The 17,141-nt window shown below is 63.3% G+C and carries 14 protein-coding genes; 5 read left to right on the top strand and 9 right to left on the bottom strand.

All coding sequences use genetic code 11. From position 1 onward, the window contains the following. Positions 1–67 precede the first annotated feature (67 nt). The 3 genes from HPY44_10235 to HPY44_10225 all read right to left on the bottom strand — a co-directional run bounded on the left by HPY44_10235 (position 68) and on the right by HPY44_10225 (position 4,435). Positions 68–1,699, bottom strand: coding sequence for an alkaline phosphatase family protein (locus HPY44_10235; GenBank protein ID NSW56384.1), 1,632 nt, complete (start codon positions 1,697–1,699; stop codon positions 68–70). Positions 1,700–2,213: 514 nt separating this feature from the next. Beyond that, the gene (locus HPY44_10230) at positions 2,214–2,915 is read right to left on the bottom strand and encodes a DUF1559 domain-containing protein (GenBank protein NSW56383.1); all 702 of its coding nucleotides are present in this window, start codon (positions 2,913–2,915) and stop codon (positions 2,214–2,216) included. A gap of 236 nt (positions 2,916–3,151) precedes the next feature. Beyond that, entirely contained in the window at positions 3,152–4,435 is a 1,284-nt protein-coding gene (locus HPY44_10225) for a hypothetical protein (GenBank protein ID NSW56382.1), read from the bottom strand. A gap of 303 nt (positions 4,436–4,738) precedes the next feature. Here HPY44_10225 and HPY44_10220 point away from each other — a divergent pair, with 303 nt between their 5' ends. Beyond that, positions 4,739–6,190 carry a hypothetical protein gene (locus tag HPY44_10220; protein NSW56381.1) on the top strand — a complete coding sequence of 484 codons (1,452 nt, stop codon included), beginning with the start codon at positions 4,739–4,741 and terminating at the stop codon, positions 6,188–6,190. An 843-nt stretch (positions 6,191–7,033) separates the two neighbouring features. Then, on the top strand, positions 7,034–7,237 hold the full coding sequence (locus HPY44_10215) for a cold-shock protein (protein NSW56380.1): 204 nt from the start codon (positions 7,034–7,036) through the stop codon (positions 7,235–7,237). 78 nt (positions 7,238–7,315) lie between these two features. Here HPY44_10215 and HPY44_10210 read toward each other — a convergent pair whose 3' ends face one another. From HPY44_10210 to corA, 4 genes are all read right to left on the bottom strand, one after another. Further along, the gene (locus HPY44_10210; protein NSW56379.1) at positions 7,316–8,089 is read right to left on the bottom strand and encodes a creatininase family protein; all 774 of its coding nucleotides are present in this window, start codon (positions 8,087–8,089) and stop codon (positions 7,316–7,318) included. A gap of 29 nt (positions 8,090–8,118) precedes the next feature. Beyond that, positions 8,119–8,826 carry a PIG-L family deacetylase gene (locus HPY44_10205; protein NSW56378.1) on the bottom strand — a complete coding sequence of 236 codons (708 nt, stop codon included), beginning with the start codon at positions 8,824–8,826 and terminating at the stop codon, positions 8,119–8,121. Between the two features lie 99 nt (positions 8,827–8,925). Then, on the bottom strand, positions 8,926–9,189 hold the full coding sequence (locus tag HPY44_10200) for a hypothetical protein (GenBank protein NSW56377.1): 264 nt from the start codon (positions 9,187–9,189) through the stop codon (positions 8,926–8,928). Positions 9,190–9,242: 53 nt separating this feature from the next. Then, entirely contained in the window at positions 9,243–10,328 is a 1,086-nt protein-coding gene (gene corA, locus HPY44_10195) for a magnesium/cobalt transporter CorA (protein ID NSW56376.1), read from the bottom strand. Between the two features lie 185 nt (positions 10,329–10,513). Between corA and HPY44_10190 the strand changes: the two genes are divergently transcribed. After that, complete coding sequence (locus tag HPY44_10190; protein ID NSW56375.1) at positions 10,514–11,770, top strand: amidohydrolase family protein; 1,257 nt, start codon at positions 10,514–10,516, stop codon at positions 11,768–11,770. 108 nt (positions 11,771–11,878) lie between these two features. Here HPY44_10190 and HPY44_10185 read toward each other — a convergent pair whose 3' ends face one another. Both HPY44_10185 and HPY44_10180 read right to left on the bottom strand, forming a co-directional pair. Then, positions 11,879–12,175 (bottom strand): YtxH domain-containing protein, encoded by a 297-nt coding sequence (locus tag HPY44_10185; protein NSW56374.1) that lies wholly within the window; start codon positions 12,173–12,175, stop codon positions 11,879–11,881. A 71-nt stretch (positions 12,176–12,246) separates the two neighbouring features. Continuing rightward, positions 12,247–13,449: a tyrosine--tRNA ligase gene (locus HPY44_10180; GenBank protein ID NSW56373.1), complete on the bottom strand. Its 1,203-nt coding sequence runs from the start codon at positions 13,447–13,449 to the stop codon at positions 12,247–12,249. A gap of 685 nt (positions 13,450–14,134) precedes the next feature. Between HPY44_10180 and HPY44_10175 the strand changes: the two genes are divergently transcribed. Continuing rightward, a complete protein-coding gene (locus HPY44_10175; protein NSW56372.1) occupies positions 14,135–15,316 on the top strand; it encodes an anaerobic sulfatase maturase in 1,182 nt (393 codons plus the stop codon). Positions 15,317–15,393: 77 nt separating this feature from the next. Then, a complete protein-coding gene (locus tag HPY44_10170) occupies positions 15,394–17,139 on the top strand; it encodes an efflux RND transporter periplasmic adaptor subunit (protein ID NSW56371.1) in 1,746 nt (581 codons plus the stop codon). Positions 17,140–17,141 lie beyond the last annotated feature (2 nt).

The raw sequence follows: 17,141 nt of genomic DNA, 5'->3' as shown, positions 1-17,141 counted from the left end.
TCGCTCCATGTCTCTGGGGGCCGTACCGGTGCCGCAATGATGACGGAAGTCCCCATCGAACGGGGGATCAGACGTATCCCAAAGCGCGAAGCCGCTCGCGGAAGTCTTCTTCGTCCTTCTGCGTGTAGAGCGCCTCGTTGCCGCGCACGTCCGGAGGGGCTGCAGTGGCGCGCAGGACATCCTTCCGCGCAATGTCGCCCGCAAGATGCTCCGTGAGCACGCGGCCATCCATGTACGTCGGCACTGGAAGGCCCAGCACGTGCAGCGCCGTCGGGGTGAAGTCTTCCAGCGAGCAGGCCGTCTCTCCGGACCAGCTCCCTGCCGCGGCGACGTCTCCGCTCAGCATCATGATCCCCGTGCTCGCATGCACGCCTCCGTGGGGCACCATAGGAGCCACCACATCAGTTTGTTCCAGGAATGGCGCCATGTCCGCCTCGTCAAAGGCCACACCGAATGCCAGGTCCGGTGGGGGATCGGCCAAGACAATGTCCGGTGCACCCTGCAGCGCCCAGCCGCTGTACGCTTCCTCGCGCGTGAGTACCCTCCCGAACAGCGGCCGCCCGGTCCCCGGATCCTTGATGTCTCTCAGCTTTTCGACAACCCCCTGTCTGACTTCCGCATACTCTTCGGGGGCGACGATGCCTAACGGATCGCGTCCTCGCACGTTCAGCCGCACTGTCCCGTAGGGCCCCACCGGCGCCGCCACGGTCTGCTCCCAGTCAATGCCCACTCTCGGTCCTGAGTTCAACACCGCTTCACGCTGCCGGTCAGTCGCCCGCCGAATGTGTCGCACCCAATCCGACGGCAGCACACGCTTGGCCATGTTCCAGCCTCTCACCAGCGCCGATCTCAGGCTTGCCCTCCCCCTGTCACCATCCCAGCGGAACTTCATCAGGCCGAGCTGGTGGAAGAGGACATAGAGGTTCGCCTGCCGCCGGGCGCAGCGCATGCCGTGGTCTGAGAGCATCATTACCGGGGTACGCGGCCAGTCAAACATGGCCAGCAGCTCGCCGATCTGCGCGTCAATCGTCCGGGCCACTTCCAGTGCGACCCCGCCGCGTTCAAAGTCCTGCGCGTAACCATGTCCGGCCCAATCCAGGCTGCTGAAGACTACCCCGAACACATCGTAGGAGCGCTTGCTCAGCAGCCACTCAGCCGCCTGCGTGCGCATCCTGCAGAATCGGCCAAGCTCGCGGGCGTCCGGGTAGATCACCGGGCCACACTTCTCGGGATGAAACGCGTACTCCGGCAGGGCCTGGACAAGCTCATTTCGCAGTGCGCGCGGGTGGAAACCCTGTTCGGACATGCCCGGGCAACCCATCCCCGAGATGATCACACCATTGATCGCCTCGGCCGGGAAGTTCATCGGCAGGTTCACCAGGCCGCAGGAAAGCCCTGCTTCCGACAGGATGCGCCACAGGCTGGGGCACCGTCTGGGCTCAGTCCACCATGGCCGCCGGTTGGGAAAGCTGAAATCCCAGAAATCATACAGCCCATGCTTGCCCGGATTGCAGCCGGTGAATGCTGTGGTCCAGGCGGGCGCGGTGACAGGGGGGTGTGTGGAACTGCAAGGAAGGAGGCGTCCGGATTCACAAAGCTTCGCGAGGTTCGGCAGGTGCCCCCCCGCCAACCATTCCGACATCAGGATGAAGTCGGCGCCGTCGATACCGATGACCAGCAGACGGGTTGGTGCTCCCATTCGAGGAACAACCGCCTTTCAACGCGAGCGCAGCGGAATGCCTGATGAGCGCAAGGTGCGATGAGTGTCGTGTGGCTCGCGCCGGCGAGGCGAAACCCCGAGAGGGCGCGATTGTGACCTGCCGCGATGTGGATGGCGCGGCCACTCAGCGTGCTCTCTCCGGGCGCCGCGCGCAGTGCGGCGCGTGTAGCCCTGCTTTGGCGTGCTCATCAACGGCCGGAAGGTGGCCGCCGGCAACGTCCGTCTCCCGCCCCGGCATGCGGGCCTACTCGTCACAGCAGGCAGTTCGGCTCAGTCTTTCATAACTGGGTAATGCAGAAACAAACAATCGGCCCCCAACGGTGTTCCACCCCAGATACGCAATATCCCGCGAGTGTGCCCGGCCATCGTCTCCGTCACCTCGGTCCGGTCAATCAGCCGCCGCTCCTACGCTGTCTACCCGGCCAAAGCGACGTCCCGGGACGCCTGGCGGCCACCGATACAGCGCCGGCGTCCCGGGGCGGCAAGCGCGATTTCAGCGCGTCTTCTGCCAGTAAGTGGTGTAATGCTTCGCGTACGATTCCCACGATCCGCTCTTCTGCCATTTCACGTGGCCGTCGCAGAAGGACATGTTGGCACCTTCATTGTGAAGACCGAAGTCCTGCCCGACGGTGAATGAGCCACCAGCGACTTCGATGATCCCGGCGGGGCGGCCGTAGCAGTCATCACCGCGGCTGCCTCCGGTTCCCATCGGCGTGGCACACCAGCGCGAAGCTCGAATGGCGTCGAAGGTGAGCAAGGTCTGTGCCGGGTAGGTTATCTGGCCGATGCGGTTGTCGAATGCTCCGCGCCCCCCATTGCAGACGTATCGGTTCACGGCGTAGGAAGTGGTGATCGTGGTGCCCGCGTAGTTGGTGGATGGGCCGGTGAGGGTGCTGTCATTGCCGCTGGGACAGCGGAAGATCTGCTCATTCTTCACGTAGGGCTTGACCGCGTCAATCCAGATGAACAGCGGCCAATCAGCCGTGGTTGCCTTGTAGTAGAAACCCGGGAATGCTTCGTCGTAGTCCTGCCCGTACATCAGGATGCCCAATGCGATCTGTTTCTGGTTCGATGAGCAACTTGCCTGCCGGGCTTTCTCTCTGGCGCGCGCAAAGACCGGGAAGAGTATCGCGGCCAGAATCGCGATAATCGCGATCACCACCAACAGCTCGATCAACGTGAACCCGCGTCTCATGCATTTCGACCCCCAGTCAGCCGCCTGCAGGCGGCATGCAGGACAGATGACGCGCAAGCGCCATCCACCAGTCCCTAAGGACGAGTGACGTGTACCATTCCCGCGAAGTTCACTCCTTCGCGCCGGCTTTTTTTCGCGAACTTCATGGGCACGGGGAATCGGGAAACGCACGGCGAGGAACGGCGCCTGCGCGATGACCGAAGTCTGCTGATCATCGCTGCCGGAACAGCCCGGGTTCAGTCCTTGAGGCCTTCCAACAACCCCACGGCCGTCTCGACGATCAGTTCGCCAAACCCCGGCTTGTAGGGGCTGGAGTTGGGTTCGTACCCTCCTTCCTCGAAAGCACGCCGGGTCGGGATGTAGCCCACACTGTCATTAGCCAGCTCGATCACCATGGTCTGCGCAAAAGGCGAGCGGCGCTTGATCTCCAGGCCCAGTTCGACGAAGAACTCTCCCGGCGCGCCCACCAGTGCAAGGTCACCGACGCGCAGGGCCTGAACCACCGTGGCCCGAGCAGCAGGTGGCTCCGCCTCGAAGCGCCGGACGCGCCGCTGGAAGGATCGCTCGCCCATGAGCACGTGTTGGCCAGCGGCGAGACGGTCCTCGATCTCCCGTGCCTTCGCCAGGTCCTCTTCAGTGGCCGGCGGGCGAGGTTCCAGGGTGATCTCGGCAAGCGCGCTGCTAAGGCGCGTCTGCCCGGTGAACTCCGCTTCGTTCCACGCATAGAAGGCGCTCGCGGCGACGATTGCCCCCGCGCGTTCGCAATGCTGGTACCGGTCATTGCGCCTCACGGACCGGCCCAGCACGTCCACGTTATTGATGTCCCCCGATGCACCGTTAGACAGGGCGGCAACGAAGCTCTCCCCCCGCAGCCGCTGCACCATGGTTGAGAAGAATCCAAAATAGTCGGCCGAGAAAGACGTGAAGTCGTCGGGGATACCCACGTAATGCAGCGAGTAGTTGCCCAGCAGGCCCAGCGTCCGGCCATCCGCGCGATGAAGTGCAAGAACGCCTACTTCGGGGTCAACCGGTCCAGCCGGCTCGACCACATCGGGATTGCCCACGCCCGGATTGGTCTGGACAGAGCCATCCGCCATGTGGTACCGGCGATTGAAAACCAGCCTCGCCTCTGTGGTCCGCGCCCATCCCACTTGCGCGGGTTCCCGGGCCTGCCAGGCGATGCGCACACCGTCGGCGATGCGTCCCCAAAGCCACTCTGTGTAAGGGTCATCGCCGGTTTCCGGTCCGGTATGGGTGTGGGTGCAGGCGATCATCACCTGCTTCGGCTGCAGGCCGGTGGTCTCAGCAATTCGGGGTTTGGCCCGGTCCAGGTATTGGCGGCTGATGCCGATCACATCACAGACGGCGATGGCAAGCGCGGCGCCGGAATCCTCCAGGGCGAAGCTGCGCACGTGCAGGGGATCGTGCACGCTGCTGGCCGTGCGTTCCTCGAAATAGCCGCGCATCCGGGTCCCCAGAGGAGGAGTAATATCCAGACAGGACACTCCGGCCGTGAGCATGAGCGCACCTCGTTGCGAGGGAGTCGTGCCGCGTCACTGCAGGACTGTTCCCCTCGGCAGGCGTGGAGACCTTGCAGGAACCGCACCGGCCTTTGTCCAATCCCGCGGGAAGGTGGAGTGTACTTCCCACGTGGAAGAGTCCAGGGGCCATCGCTCTCTATGTCTGCTGCACAGGCAACACACAAAGGCACTACGCATCGTGTGGGTCCGACTGCCGCGCAGATAGAAATGGCCTGAACAACCTTCGGACCGCCCTGAGTGCTCTCCGAGGGCATTCCGTCACAGAACCGAGGCACACGCGAAATGAAAAACAAGATCCGGATCGGCTGGGCACAGCGAGACATCACCCCTCAGGGGCCGGTATCCCTTCACGGACAGTTCAACCTGCGCATCGCCACACGAGTGCAGGATCCGCTCACATTGACCGCCTTAGTGCTGCAGAGAGACGATGACCATGCGGCGATCGTTTCCGTGGATGCGTGTTCAGTCGCTGGCGAAGTGCTCCGGGAGGTGCGAGCGGCGCTTGCCGAACGCGTTCCGGAGCTGGATCCGCACAAGATCATCATCGGCGCGACGCACACGCACACCGGACCATTTAACGGAACCGGCGGCTGGCAGCAGGATGCCGAGTACCTTGATGCCATCAGGGCCCGCTATCCTGATTACGTGACCGTAGCCGAGTACACCGAGATGCTCATCGAGGCGCTGGTGGATGCGGTGTGCGAGGCGTGGAAACGGCGCTCGGAGGGGCACATCGGCTGGGGCTACTCGCACGCAGTGGTGGGCGAGAACCGCCGTGTCCGGTACTTCGACGGCAGCGCGAAGATGTACGGCAGCACCAGTGTGCCCGAGTTCTCTCACATCGAGGGCCACGTAGACCACGGCGTGAACCTGCTGTTCACATACGACTCCGCGAGGAACCTGACGGGCGTGCTGATCAATCTCGCCTGCCCGTCGCAAGCCAGCGAAAGCGGGCAGGACTTTGTCTCGGCCGACTACTGGCATGACGTCCGCGAAGAGTTGCGCCGGCGGTTGGGCGCGGGCCTTTTCGTGCTGCCCCAGTGTTCGGCCGCAGGTGACCAGAGCCCGCACCGGCTGATCGCGAAGAAGGCTGAAGATCGTATGCTGCAGCTCAAATACGGCGGCGGAGTTGGCCGTCCCCTGAACGCCGCTCTGCGCACCGAGATTGCTTGCCGCATCGCGGACGCGACCGTTGGGGCCGAGACCGTCATCCGCGGCGATCTGCGGGACCGGGCGGTACTGAAACACGAGAACCGCACGCTCCAACTCGAACACTGGAGGGTCACGGCGGCGGAGCATGCGGATTTGATGCAGGACATTGCAGAGGCCGAGAGGCAGCTGGCAGAACTGGGTGATGCCGATCGTCTGGGGAGCCAGTACACATCTCTGCGCTCGAGGATCGCCTGGTGCCGGCGCGCGGTGGACCGCTACGAGAACCCGCCGGATAGTGTGCCCACCGAGGTCAATGTCCTGCGTGTGGGCGACATTGCTCTTGTCACAGCGCCATTCGAGTACTACCTGGACTTTGGTGACCGCATCAAAGGGCGCTCGCCGGCGGTGCAGACTTTCGTGGTGCAACTCGTCGTCGGTGGTCCCTATCTGGCAACCGAGCGCGCGGCGGAGGGACTGAGTTATGGTGCGGTGCCGGCAAGCTGCAATGTGTCGCCCGCCGGTGGCCAGCAACTCGTTGATGAGGCCGTGGGGATCCTGGAGACCATGTTCGCGGCAGATTAGGCAGCGCCCGAGGTCCTGGGACCCGCAATGCGGCGCAGGATGCGGCACAATCTCCTGGGCGTCTGCGCATGACATGATAGCCGGCCCGCCCGCGTCTCGACCAACCGAAGTCAGGCGGCTCTCCCTGCTGGGTATGAGTTGCGCAAGCCTGGAGCCTGCTGGAGTCTCGCCGTCGGGCCTTCCGCCTCACAGCCCGCCAAGCGTGCGGCAGCCTTTGGCCACGGGGGGAGTGGAGCGAAGCGGAACGGAACCCGTGGCATCGGTGCGCCTCAGACCGCCTGAGCCCCCGAATGGGACGAAATGTTTGAAGCGCTGCCCGGTTGTGTCGCCCTTGCAGGGGCTTCTGGGTGCTTCTCGGGCGCGTATGTCAGGGGCCTGTGGGGCCCGTATCGCGCGCTTTGCCTCAACGGCGGCGTCTCTTTTCGTTCTCGGGTGGAGGCGCGGAAAGCGATGAGGCCCCTGCCGACGGCTGCTGGTCCATCCATTCTCGGATACGCGACTGAAGGTCTGCGCGGCTCTGTTGGCTAATAGACATGTGGGCCGTCCTCCCGTGAGACTGGTGTTCGTGAGCGCAACTCCATTCTCGCTCCAAGAGGACGGCTCCTGCCATATCCACCCAAGAACCCACCTACTCTCGCCGAACGCACCCCACCTTTCGACGCGTTTTGACATGTCCACGGTGGTGTGGTATAGTAATCTCGGTCTTGTGGTAGTTCACAAGACTGACGCATGCACGACTAAGGTACCTGGTGTGCGATTGTCCAGCTCGGCAGATACATCTCTGCCATTTCTGGTCGCGGCGGGGGTTCCTGGTCGAAACTGGCGAATGGAGGTGTATCTGTTTTGCCTACTGGCACCGTCAAGTGGTTCAACGACGAGAAGGGCTTCGGTTTCATTGAGACCGATGGTAGCGAGGACGTTTTCGTTCATTTCTCCGCCATTGTTGGGGAGGGCTACCGGTCTCTGGCCGAAGGCGCGAAGGTTGAGTTCGACGTGGTCCAGGACGCGAAGGGCCCTCGGGCCGAGAACGTCATGGTCATCAACTAAGACACTCACTGCGCGAGCCCAAGACCCCGCCAGGGCAACCCCGGCGGGGTCTTTCATTTTCAGGCAACAGCCCGCCCACTATGCTTCACGGTATGGGAACATTTCATCCACCGGAGCCGCGGCGAGCTCGGTAATGAACTGCGCCAGCTTGCCGACGATCGCTTCCTCGTAAGCCGCACCTTTTTGCGCTGTCGCACGTGCCGGGTCTCCGAAGCTGCTGTCCACGGTGAACCGGTCCCACGGACGGGCCACCCACGCCCAGCCCTCGCGCATCGCTCGGAAAACCGGTTCGCGCGTCGCCCCGTCTCCTGCAAGCTCCATCCGCACCAGGTCCGGCCGCATGTGCAGGAGCATGGAAGTCTCCATCTCATCCGCATGCTCTCCAGGCCGCTCGAAAACTTCTCGTGCCGCTGCCTGGTTGGCCATGTACCAGTTCACGAGGAACAACCTCACGCTGGTCTGCCGAAAAAGCTCTCGCAGGAGGGGCTGGAACTCGTTTCCTCCGTGGCCGTTGAGCACTACCATCTTCGGGATTCCGTGCTCCTCAACACTGGACACGATGTCCGTGACCACCTGGAACAGCGTACTTGGGCGAAGACTCATCGTCCACTTGAACCCCAGGGTGTTCTCATTGATCCCGAAGGGCAATGCGGGCAGCAGCAGGACCCTGGCGCCGTCCCCCGACGCCCGCTCGCACGCCAGCCTCCCGAGGCGTTCCACCATGATCGTGTCGGTTGCGTACGGAAGATGCAGTCCGTGGGCCTCGGTTGCTCCCACAGGCAGAACCGCGACTTCGTACTGCTCATCCCGCGCTAGTCCCAGGGTGGTCTCGGCAAGATTCCAGTTTGCCATCCGTCGCGTCCTCCGTTCCATATTCCGGTTCAGGGCAGCAGTCGTTTCGTGGTCATCCGCGGCCATTGCGTGAGCTGCCGGAAGCCTTCCGCATAACGGACTCCGCACTGCATGCCGCGGAACTCGGCCATCACCCGCGCAACATCCACGATGTCCAGCCCGTCGTGCTCGCGGATCCATTGCACCTGGCTGGCGTGACACTCGATGATGCGGACCTTGGTCTCCCAGTACGGGGTGATGTCCACGTACTCGGTAGGCTGGAAGCCCGTGCCGGTGGGCGTGTCCATGTAGAAGACTGCGGGCACACGGTCATGTCCCGGCAGGTCTCGCAGTCCTTTCACATTGGGTGCGCCTGCCAGGAAACTCGCGCTGAACACAAGGGCGCTGGTGTTGCAGTGGTCCGGGTGATAGTCCTCGGGGTTGTGTGTGATGATAATGTCGGGACGGGCCTGTCTGATTGCGTCGATGAGCGGTGCACGGCACGCTTCATCCACGAAAAGCTCACCGTCGGGCAGACTCAGGAACATCAGCTCCGCTCCGAAGATCGCGGCTGCTTCCCCGGCTTCCCTGCGGCGGACGGCTGCAAGCTCCTCGCAGGTCATCTCATAGGCGCCTTTGTCGCCGTTGGTCATGCAGCAGACGAACAGATCATCGCCTCTTGCGCGGCAGGCAAGAAGAGTCCCTGAGCAGTACATCTCCACATCATCGGGATGCGCCCCGACGGCCATGACTCGCACGTCGCGTCACCTCTTCCGTACAGGCCGGTCGTCACGGCCGGCATCGCATTGCGCCGTCCACTTTTCACCGGGACTTCCTCCGGGACCTGCGCCCTCGCGTCACTTCTCCGGCGGGGGAGCGTAGGTGTCCAGCAGTAACCGCAGCGCCGGGGGCAGGTAGATGGATTCCAGGTCCTCGGCTGCCAGCATGACCGCCAGCGCGTCCACCTTCCCCCGCAGGTTCTGGCTGCTGTCCACGATCATCACCTTGCGCCCCTGGAGCACGCACTTGCCGCTGCGTCCACCCGCGGCCTCGTATCGGATTTCGTACCCCAGCGAGGTCGCCAGACGCTCCAGGCGGTCCAGCAGTTCGTCGTCATCCATCGGCCGCACCCTCCCGCACGGTCAGGAATCTGCGGTTCGCCCCGCAGCCCGACTCAAAGCCAGCGCCGTCGCTTGAAGTACCAGAGCATGAGCAGAGCCGTCACCGCCATTGCCGCGACGCAGGCCGCAAATCCCCCGACCCACCTTGTGCCCGGCATGTACTCGAAGTTCATACCATAAACGCCCGCGATGAAAGTAATCGGCATGAACAAGGTGGCGATGAGGGTGAGCACCTTCATCACCTCATTCATCCGGTTGCTCACCACCGACAGGTGGGTATCGAGCAGGCTGCTGAGCACGTCGCGGAAGGCCTCCAGGGTCTCGATGGCCTCGACAACATGGTCGTAGACGTCGCGCAGGAAGACCTCGGTCTCGGCTTGGAAGAGCGGGCAGTCGCCGCGGCGCAGGATGCTTACCACGTCCCGCAGCGGCCAGATGGCGCGGCGCATCGCCAGCAGCTCCCGGCGAAGTCCGTGCAGATCGCGTATGCCACCGGACCCACCGTCGCCCGACAGCGCCTGCTCGATCTCCTCGATGCGGTCGCCGATGGCCTCGAGCACCAGGAAATACTGGTCCACCACCATGTCCAGCACGGCGTATGCCAGGTAGTCCGCACCACTGGAGATAATCCTGCTCCTACCTTCTCGAATACGCCGGCGTACCGGTTCAAGGAGCCCCGTTGGTCTCTCCTGGAAGGTCAGAAGGAACCCGGGCCCCAGGACGATGCTGATCTGCTCTGTCATCGGACGCTGGGCCGCGGCGTCCCAGGACAAGAGCTTCGCCACGAGGAGTATCTGGTCGCCGAAATCCTCGACTTTCGGGCGGTGGTGGGTGTTGACTACGTCCTCCAGACCCAGGGGGTGAACGCCGAATGCTTCACCCACAGCCTGCACGGCTTCCACATCATGCAGGCCGTGGACGTTCACCCACACTACGGCGCTGGTCGCCCGCGCCTCAAGGCAGTCGGACAGCGTTGCCTCGCGTTCCACCGCCAGCCCGTCCGGCCCGTATGCGATCAGGCTGACGCGAACGCGGTCCGCTTTCTTCTCACCCACATGCACCAGGGTGCCCGGAGGATTGCCCAACTTCTGCCGAGGCCGGCGGCCAATTCTGCTATGGAACGTGTCCTTGCCGGACATGGTTTGCACTCCCGCACGCTTCGAGACTGGGCCTGCACTAACCATGTCTGGGATTCCGCGCTCGGGGCTATTTCCCCTGCGTCCGTCAAGCCGGTGTTTTGGCAGTGCAAGTGAAGGTGCCTCGCCCGCGGCGCGTCGAATACTTTACCAGCCACGGCGAATGATCTCACGCAGGAGGACCTGCCATGAGCGACAAGCTCCGCGATCGGATACTCGCCCGTCTAGAGTCGATCCGCACCGTAGACTGCCATTCACACACCCAGCAGCCCGAGGATTACGCCAATGTGGCTCCCCTGAACCTGTTCAGCCTCATGAGCTACTTCGTGCGTGATTTCGAGGCGACACTGGGCAAGTCCACGGGGCAGGCTTATGAGGGCTGCGACACCCATGCCGAGCGCTGGCAGGTACTGCGCGGAGTGGTAGATCGCTGCCGGAACATCTCCTACTGGCGGCACAATCTCGTCACCTACCAGGCTCTGTTCGGTTTGCAGGATGCTGAGCTGACCGACGACAACTGGGAGGCGGTGAACGAGCGCATCATCGCAACCACCTCCGATCCGGGCTGGTACGCGCAGGTCACCGGCCTGTGCAATCTGCAAACCCAGATGCTCAACGTCGACTGGTTCGGCAACTGGGATCCGACATACTTCACTGCCATCCTGCGCATGGAGTCGGCGCTGAACCTCCACCATGCAGATACACGGGCGCGGCTGGCAAGCCATCTCGACCGAGACTTCGGTTCGCTTGCTGACATCAGGGAAGGCCTGGCGCAACTCATGGCCGAGTATCAGGCTCGCGGCGCCCGGGGGATCAAGCTGGCCCACGCGTACTCGCGTACGCTCCTGTCCGAACCGGTTGACGAGCGCACCGCCACCGCGCTGTTCTCGCGAAGCCTGGTGGGGCAGACCTTGACAGCGTCCGAGATCAAGCAGCTTCAGGATTACATCATCTTCTACCTGGCGAGGACAGCGGGGGAGATGAACCTCGTCTTCGACATCCACACCGGTGTGCAAAGCACGTGGGGGCTTGTTCCCGAGTCTGATCCGTTGCACTTGATACCGCTCTTGCGCGCAAACCCGGGCACCCGGTTCAGCTTGTACCACGCCGGATACCCCTACAGCCGCGAGATTGGCATGCTCGCTAAGCACTTCCCCAATGTCTGGTTGAATATGGCGTGGATATACGTGGTGACCATGGAGGGAACGCGCCAGAGCCTCAACGAGTGGCTGGACCTCGTTCCGGGATACCGCATCCTGGGGTTCGGCTCGGACGTTCCCTGGCCGGAGATGCTGTACTCGCATCTTGCCATGGCGCGGGCCTGCATTGCGGACGTGCTGGCGACCAAGGTGGAGCGCGACTTCCTCAGCGAAGACTGCGCGCTGGACTTATGCGACAAGATGATGCGACAGAACGCGATGGAATTGTATGCGTTGAAGGAGTGAGGTCAGGTCGGAAAAGGTGGGGCACAGGCGCTCACCTTAGCCCCACCTGTTCGCTTTGTTCCGCCAGGTCAGCGCCTCTCCACCGGGAGCCTTGTTTGCAGCCGACTGTTAGCCGCGCGCTTCCTCATGGTCGCATTCCGGGCAAGCCTGATCCCGGACCTCCGCGACCTTCTCTCTGGCCCTCTCAGCGACCTCATGCGCTGCCTCACGGGCCTTCTCGGCGACCTCGTGAGCCGTTTCCTTTGCTTTTTCGGCGTATTCTCTTGCCTTGTCGCCGATGTCCGCCCGCAGTTCGGACCCGGACTTCGGCGCCAGCAACAGGGCTACTACCGCACCAACCGTCGCCCCGATCGCACCCGCTATGATAATTGTCGCAAGATCGCTTCCGCCCCGCTCAGAGGACATACCCGATCGCCTCCCACCATCTGCTGTTTGCGCCTGGAATGTACCTTCGACGCTCGCACCGCAATCCCCTCCTAACCGACCAGGATCCGGGCGAACCGGCGCTTGCCTACCTGCAGGACGTCGCCTGTTTTCGGTGACACCTGGGCCATCTCGTCGTTGATGACCTCGCCGTTGATCTTGACTCCGCCCTGCTGCACGAGCCGCCGCGCTTCTCCGTTGGTCTGGGCAAAGCCGGCAATGACCAGGAGTTTCACGATCCACAGCGCCCCATTCTCAAGCTCGCCCGACACGTCCAGCTCGGGCATATCGGTGGGCAGCTGGCGCTCGGCATGGACGCGGTCGAATTCGTCACTAGCGGCCTGACCGGTAGCGGCGTCGTAGTAGATCGCTACGATCTGCCGACCCAGCTCGGCCTTGAAATCCCGGGGGTTCGCGCCGGCCTCGATGGCTCTTTCCATCTCCGCGATTTCCGCATTGCTGCGGTTGAGGATCAGCCGGAAGTACTGGGCAAGGGCGCTGTCCGGGATCGACATGACCTTGCCGAACATTTCGTCCGGGCTTTCGGCGATCCCGATATAGTTTCCCAGTGACTTGCTCATCTTGTCCTTGCCGTCGGTGCCCACGAGAAGCGGCCAGGTCATGACCACTTGAGGCGGCAGGCCGTAAGCGCGCATAATGTCCCGACCCACAAGGAAGTTGAAAAGCTGGTCCGTTCCCCCCATTTCCAGGTCCGCTTGCACTGCCACCGAATCGTATGCCTGCACCAGCGGGTACATGAGTTCCAGCATGGATATGGGCACTTCGTCCCGCATCCGCAGGGAGAAGTCGTCGCGTTCCAGCATGCGCGCGATGGTGTAGTTCGAAGCCACCGCCAGGAACTCCGCCGTCGTCATCTTGCTGAACCACTCGCTGTTGTAGCGAATCTCGCACTTGCTCACATCCAGGATCTTCCCCACCTGCTCGGCGTAAGTCTTCGCATTGGCCTCGACCTGTTCGCGCGTGAGCATGGGGCGAGTCTTGGACTTGCCGCTGGGGTCGCCGATCATCCCGGTAAAGTCGCCGATGATGAACACGATCTGGTGGCCGAGCTCCTGGAATTCGCGCAGTTTCCACAAGGGCACGCTGTGACCCAGGTGCAGGTCGGGCGCGCTGGGATCGGCGCCGTACTTGATGCGCAGCGGGCGGCCTTCCTTCAGCTTGTCCAGCAGTTCCTCGCGTGTGTGGAAATCCACGCAATTGCGGGCCAGGATCTCGAGTTGGGCTTCGGGGGTCATCACGTATTGCTCCTGTGAGTTTGAGGCGGGGAAAGCCGCCGGTGTGGTCGCGAAGTGGGCCCGTGCACGGCCCCGATCAGGCATACGGAAGCAGGCACTGACCCCGGGATGGGATCAGTGCCTGTGGATAGACATACCTGTTCTTGCCAATTCGCGCCATGTTATCTCCGGGGCGGGGTGGGCGGCTCAAGTGTCAGCCGAGTCAGTCACCGAGTCCCTCGAACTCCAGGTGAACGATGAGCACACGTGTGTCCAACTCATGCGGGGCAAAGCGCTCCCGCGAACACAACCGTATTGATGACGCGCGCTCCGTCCTCGGTTGCAGTCCGACGTCAGCCCCCAACGGGGGCGGCAGATGAGCAGCGGTTCCTGTCTGCCCGCTGGGGCTTCGCGTCTCTGCGGTCGCGTACACCTGATTCCAGGGGCGCCCGCCCCTGGCTGCATACGGACGGCCCCACCGGGGTTTCACGGCGGCGACAGGGCATAGACGCCGACAGTGCAGCGCCCTCCGTGTGTTTCGCTTCTCCCGGCGTGACCCATGATGGGCGGATGGGGCCCCTGCCACATGACCACCCTCCCCCGGTTGCTTCGCGGGGGCCGGTGTGGGTATTATGGCCCATATTATAACCACCGGCCCGGAAGCGGTCACCCCCATTTCGGGACCCCACGAGGCATACCCGCGCTCATGGACACAGACATCCGCATCACCGACCCCGAAGCCTACCTGCGCAGTCTCAGCTTGCTCATCAAGCCCGCCGGACCTGACTGCAATCTGCGCTGCGAGTACTGTTTCTACTTGCCGAAACACGCGATTTATCCCGGCGGCGGCCACAGGCTGTCGCGCGAGGTCATGCACCGGCTCATAGGTGAGTACATGGAGATGTCTGGCGACAATCCCTCTTTCGGTTGGCAAGGTGGTGAACCCACACTTCTCGGTGTGGATTTCTTTCGCAGCGTGGTGGCTGTCCAGCTTCAGAAAGCGCGGCCTGGCCAAAACATCGCCAACGGCCTGCAGACCAACGGCATGCTCATCAATGATGAGTGGGCCCGGTTCTTCCGAAGGTATAGCTTCCTCATCGGTGTGAGTCTCGACGGCCCGAAGCACATCCACGACCATTACCGCCGCACGCCCACCGGCGAATCTACATGGGACCGGGTCATGCGCAGCACCGAAATACTCGACCGAAATGGCGCAGAGTTCAACATCCTGTGCATGGTCACCGCATACTCGGGCGACAAGGCCGACGAGATCTACGACTTCTATATGCAGCACAACTTCCGCTATCTGCAGTTCATCCCGTGCATCGAGCGCGATCCGGAGACGGGGAAGCTTTGTCCGTACAACTGCACCCCACGACAGTTTGGCGAGTTCCTGTGCACCATTTTCGACCGCTGGCAAGCGGAATCAGCACCGCGAACTTACGTGCGCATGATGGACGACCTGCTTATGGTCTATCTCGGCCACGAGTGCCCATCGTGCGACATGCGCCGGACGTGCGCGGACTATCTGCTCATCGAGCACAACGGCGACGTCTATCCCTGCGACTTTTTCGTGGAGCCGGAATACCGTCTGGGTAATGTAATGGAGACACCGCTGCGAGAGATCGCGCTCTCCGAGAAGTTCATGCAGTTTCGGTTCGACAAGGCCCGGACAGGGTGCGGGTGCGAGGACTGCCCCTGGTTCGGCCAGTGCCACGGTGGCTGTCAGCGACACCGGCTCACCGGCCTCGGCACTATCAACGGCCCGAGCTACTTCTGCGAATCATACAGGATGCTCTTCGAGCACGCGGATGCGCGCCTGAAGGCGATGGCGAAGGAATTGGCCGAGGAACGCCCGGAAGTGGTCGGGCCGAACCCGAGGTTCTGACGGACGGGTGGTGCTTGTAACGTCCGCAAGATAAGCAGCCAACGTGCCGCAAAACTACGCCTGAGCGGAGGGGAGACTTGGCAGCGGGTCAGAACACTCCCACAAACCCTGTACTGCGCGTTTCCAGCCTGCTTCGCTTCTCCGTTGCCGTCTCTCCCCGCGTGGAGTACTATCTGCACAGGTCCGCAGGCGCTCACTCATCCCGCGCGAGAGTCCCCATGACGCCCGAGACCCCGCCGTCATACGACACGCGTACCCGGCGTTGGCTGCTCGTCGGGGCGATTATCGGCATCCTCGCCGCAGGCGCCGCGCTCTGGTCAGTGGCGCGTCCCGCACCGGTGGAGGTCATTCGCCCGCGCATGACCCTGGCGCCGGAAATCCTCTCTGTGGACGGCGTCGTCTTGGGCCCGAAGCAGGTTGAGCTGACCTTGCACGACCCAGGCATCATTGTGCAGATGCTGGTCACACCGGGCAGCGAAGTGTCCGCGAACCAGGTCATCGCGCGGCTTGGTTCCCAGAGCGGCGCTCGAGACCTGGAGCGTGCTGAAGCCGTGGTCAAGGATGCCCGCGCTGAACTGGACGCGGTGCGACGAGCCATCGAGCGTGAACCCGACAGCACGCCGGAATTGGCAGCCACCGACACACTTGCACAGGCCCGGAATGAGGTGCGGCGCCTCCGCGAGGAGTTCGCCCGTCTCGCCAAGGAAGCGTCGGATTCCCGGGATGCCATGCGCGAGATGAAGGACGCGACGAAGGAGCTTGAGAGCGCCCGCAGTCGCCTGGAGATCGAGCAGGCCCACGTGGACCGAATGACGAAGCTGCGCGACCACGCCCGGCAGTTGATGACCGAGGGGAAGAAGGAACCTGAAGTCCTGGCCCAGGCTCAGCTTGATCTGGACCGTGCCACGCGGAAGCTCGAAGCCGCGAAGCGGGGCCTGGCCGCGGCGCAGGAGCGCTCAGATGCCCTGCGGTCCCGCGCGAGGAGGGAGCTGGGCGAGGAGCTCGAGAAGGCCCGGCGCGCGCTGGAGGATGCCGAAGCGCGCTATGTCGCCGCCCTGCGCGAGCAGCAGTCTACAGATGGGCCTGAGCCTGCCCCGAACATATTGGAGAAGCGTCGGCAGGCCCTGGACGAGCGCCTGAAGGCTGCCCTGGAGCGCCTGGAACGTGCCGAGAACCTGCGCGACCAGATCGACGCGTCCCTCCGGACAACTGACGTCAAGTCGCCCTTCGACGGCATTATCACCGAGGTCCTGCGGCAAGAGGGCGACTTCGTGAGCGCCGAATCAGTGGTGCTCACGATCGCGGAAGCCAGACCACCCGTCGCCCGCGTGCAGGTCCCGGCGAGGGATGCAGCGCGCATCCGTCTCGGCCAGACCGCACGCGTCGCGCTGCGCGGTTCGCCAGACGAGAGCTTCGAAGCCACGGTGAGTGAAGTGCCTGAGCCCGGTGACGAGCGGGAAGTGGTCACCGTTACACTGCAACTGAACGCGAGCGCCGACGCAGTGGAAGGCAGAAAGCCCGCTCTTGCCGACATCATCGTGGATGCGGACCGGCAGCTCCCGGCGGTAGCTGAAGCGTGCCTCGTGCGCGTGGGGCAGGAGGCATACGTGCTTCTTGTTGAAGGCGGACACATCCGGCGGCGCCCGGTGCTTCCCGGCCCGCGCACGGATGAGGGCACGGCGATACTCGAGGGTCTCACTGTGGATGATCTGGTGGTGCTTGACCCGTTGTCCGTGAAGGTAGGCGCGCGGGCTCGGCCGGTTGAAGTGAAGACAGCAACCGAGGCAGAAGCCATTGGCAAGCGGCCTGAGAACGCGCCGTGACG

It is taken from the genome of Armatimonadota bacterium (assembly GCA_013314775.1).
In the GTDB taxonomy this organism is placed as follows: domain Bacteria; phylum Armatimonadota; class Zipacnadia; order Zipacnadales; family JABUFB01; genus JABUFB01.
Note: the sequence above shows the minus strand (reverse complement) of the source record. Positions and strands in the feature narration are given on the sequence as shown.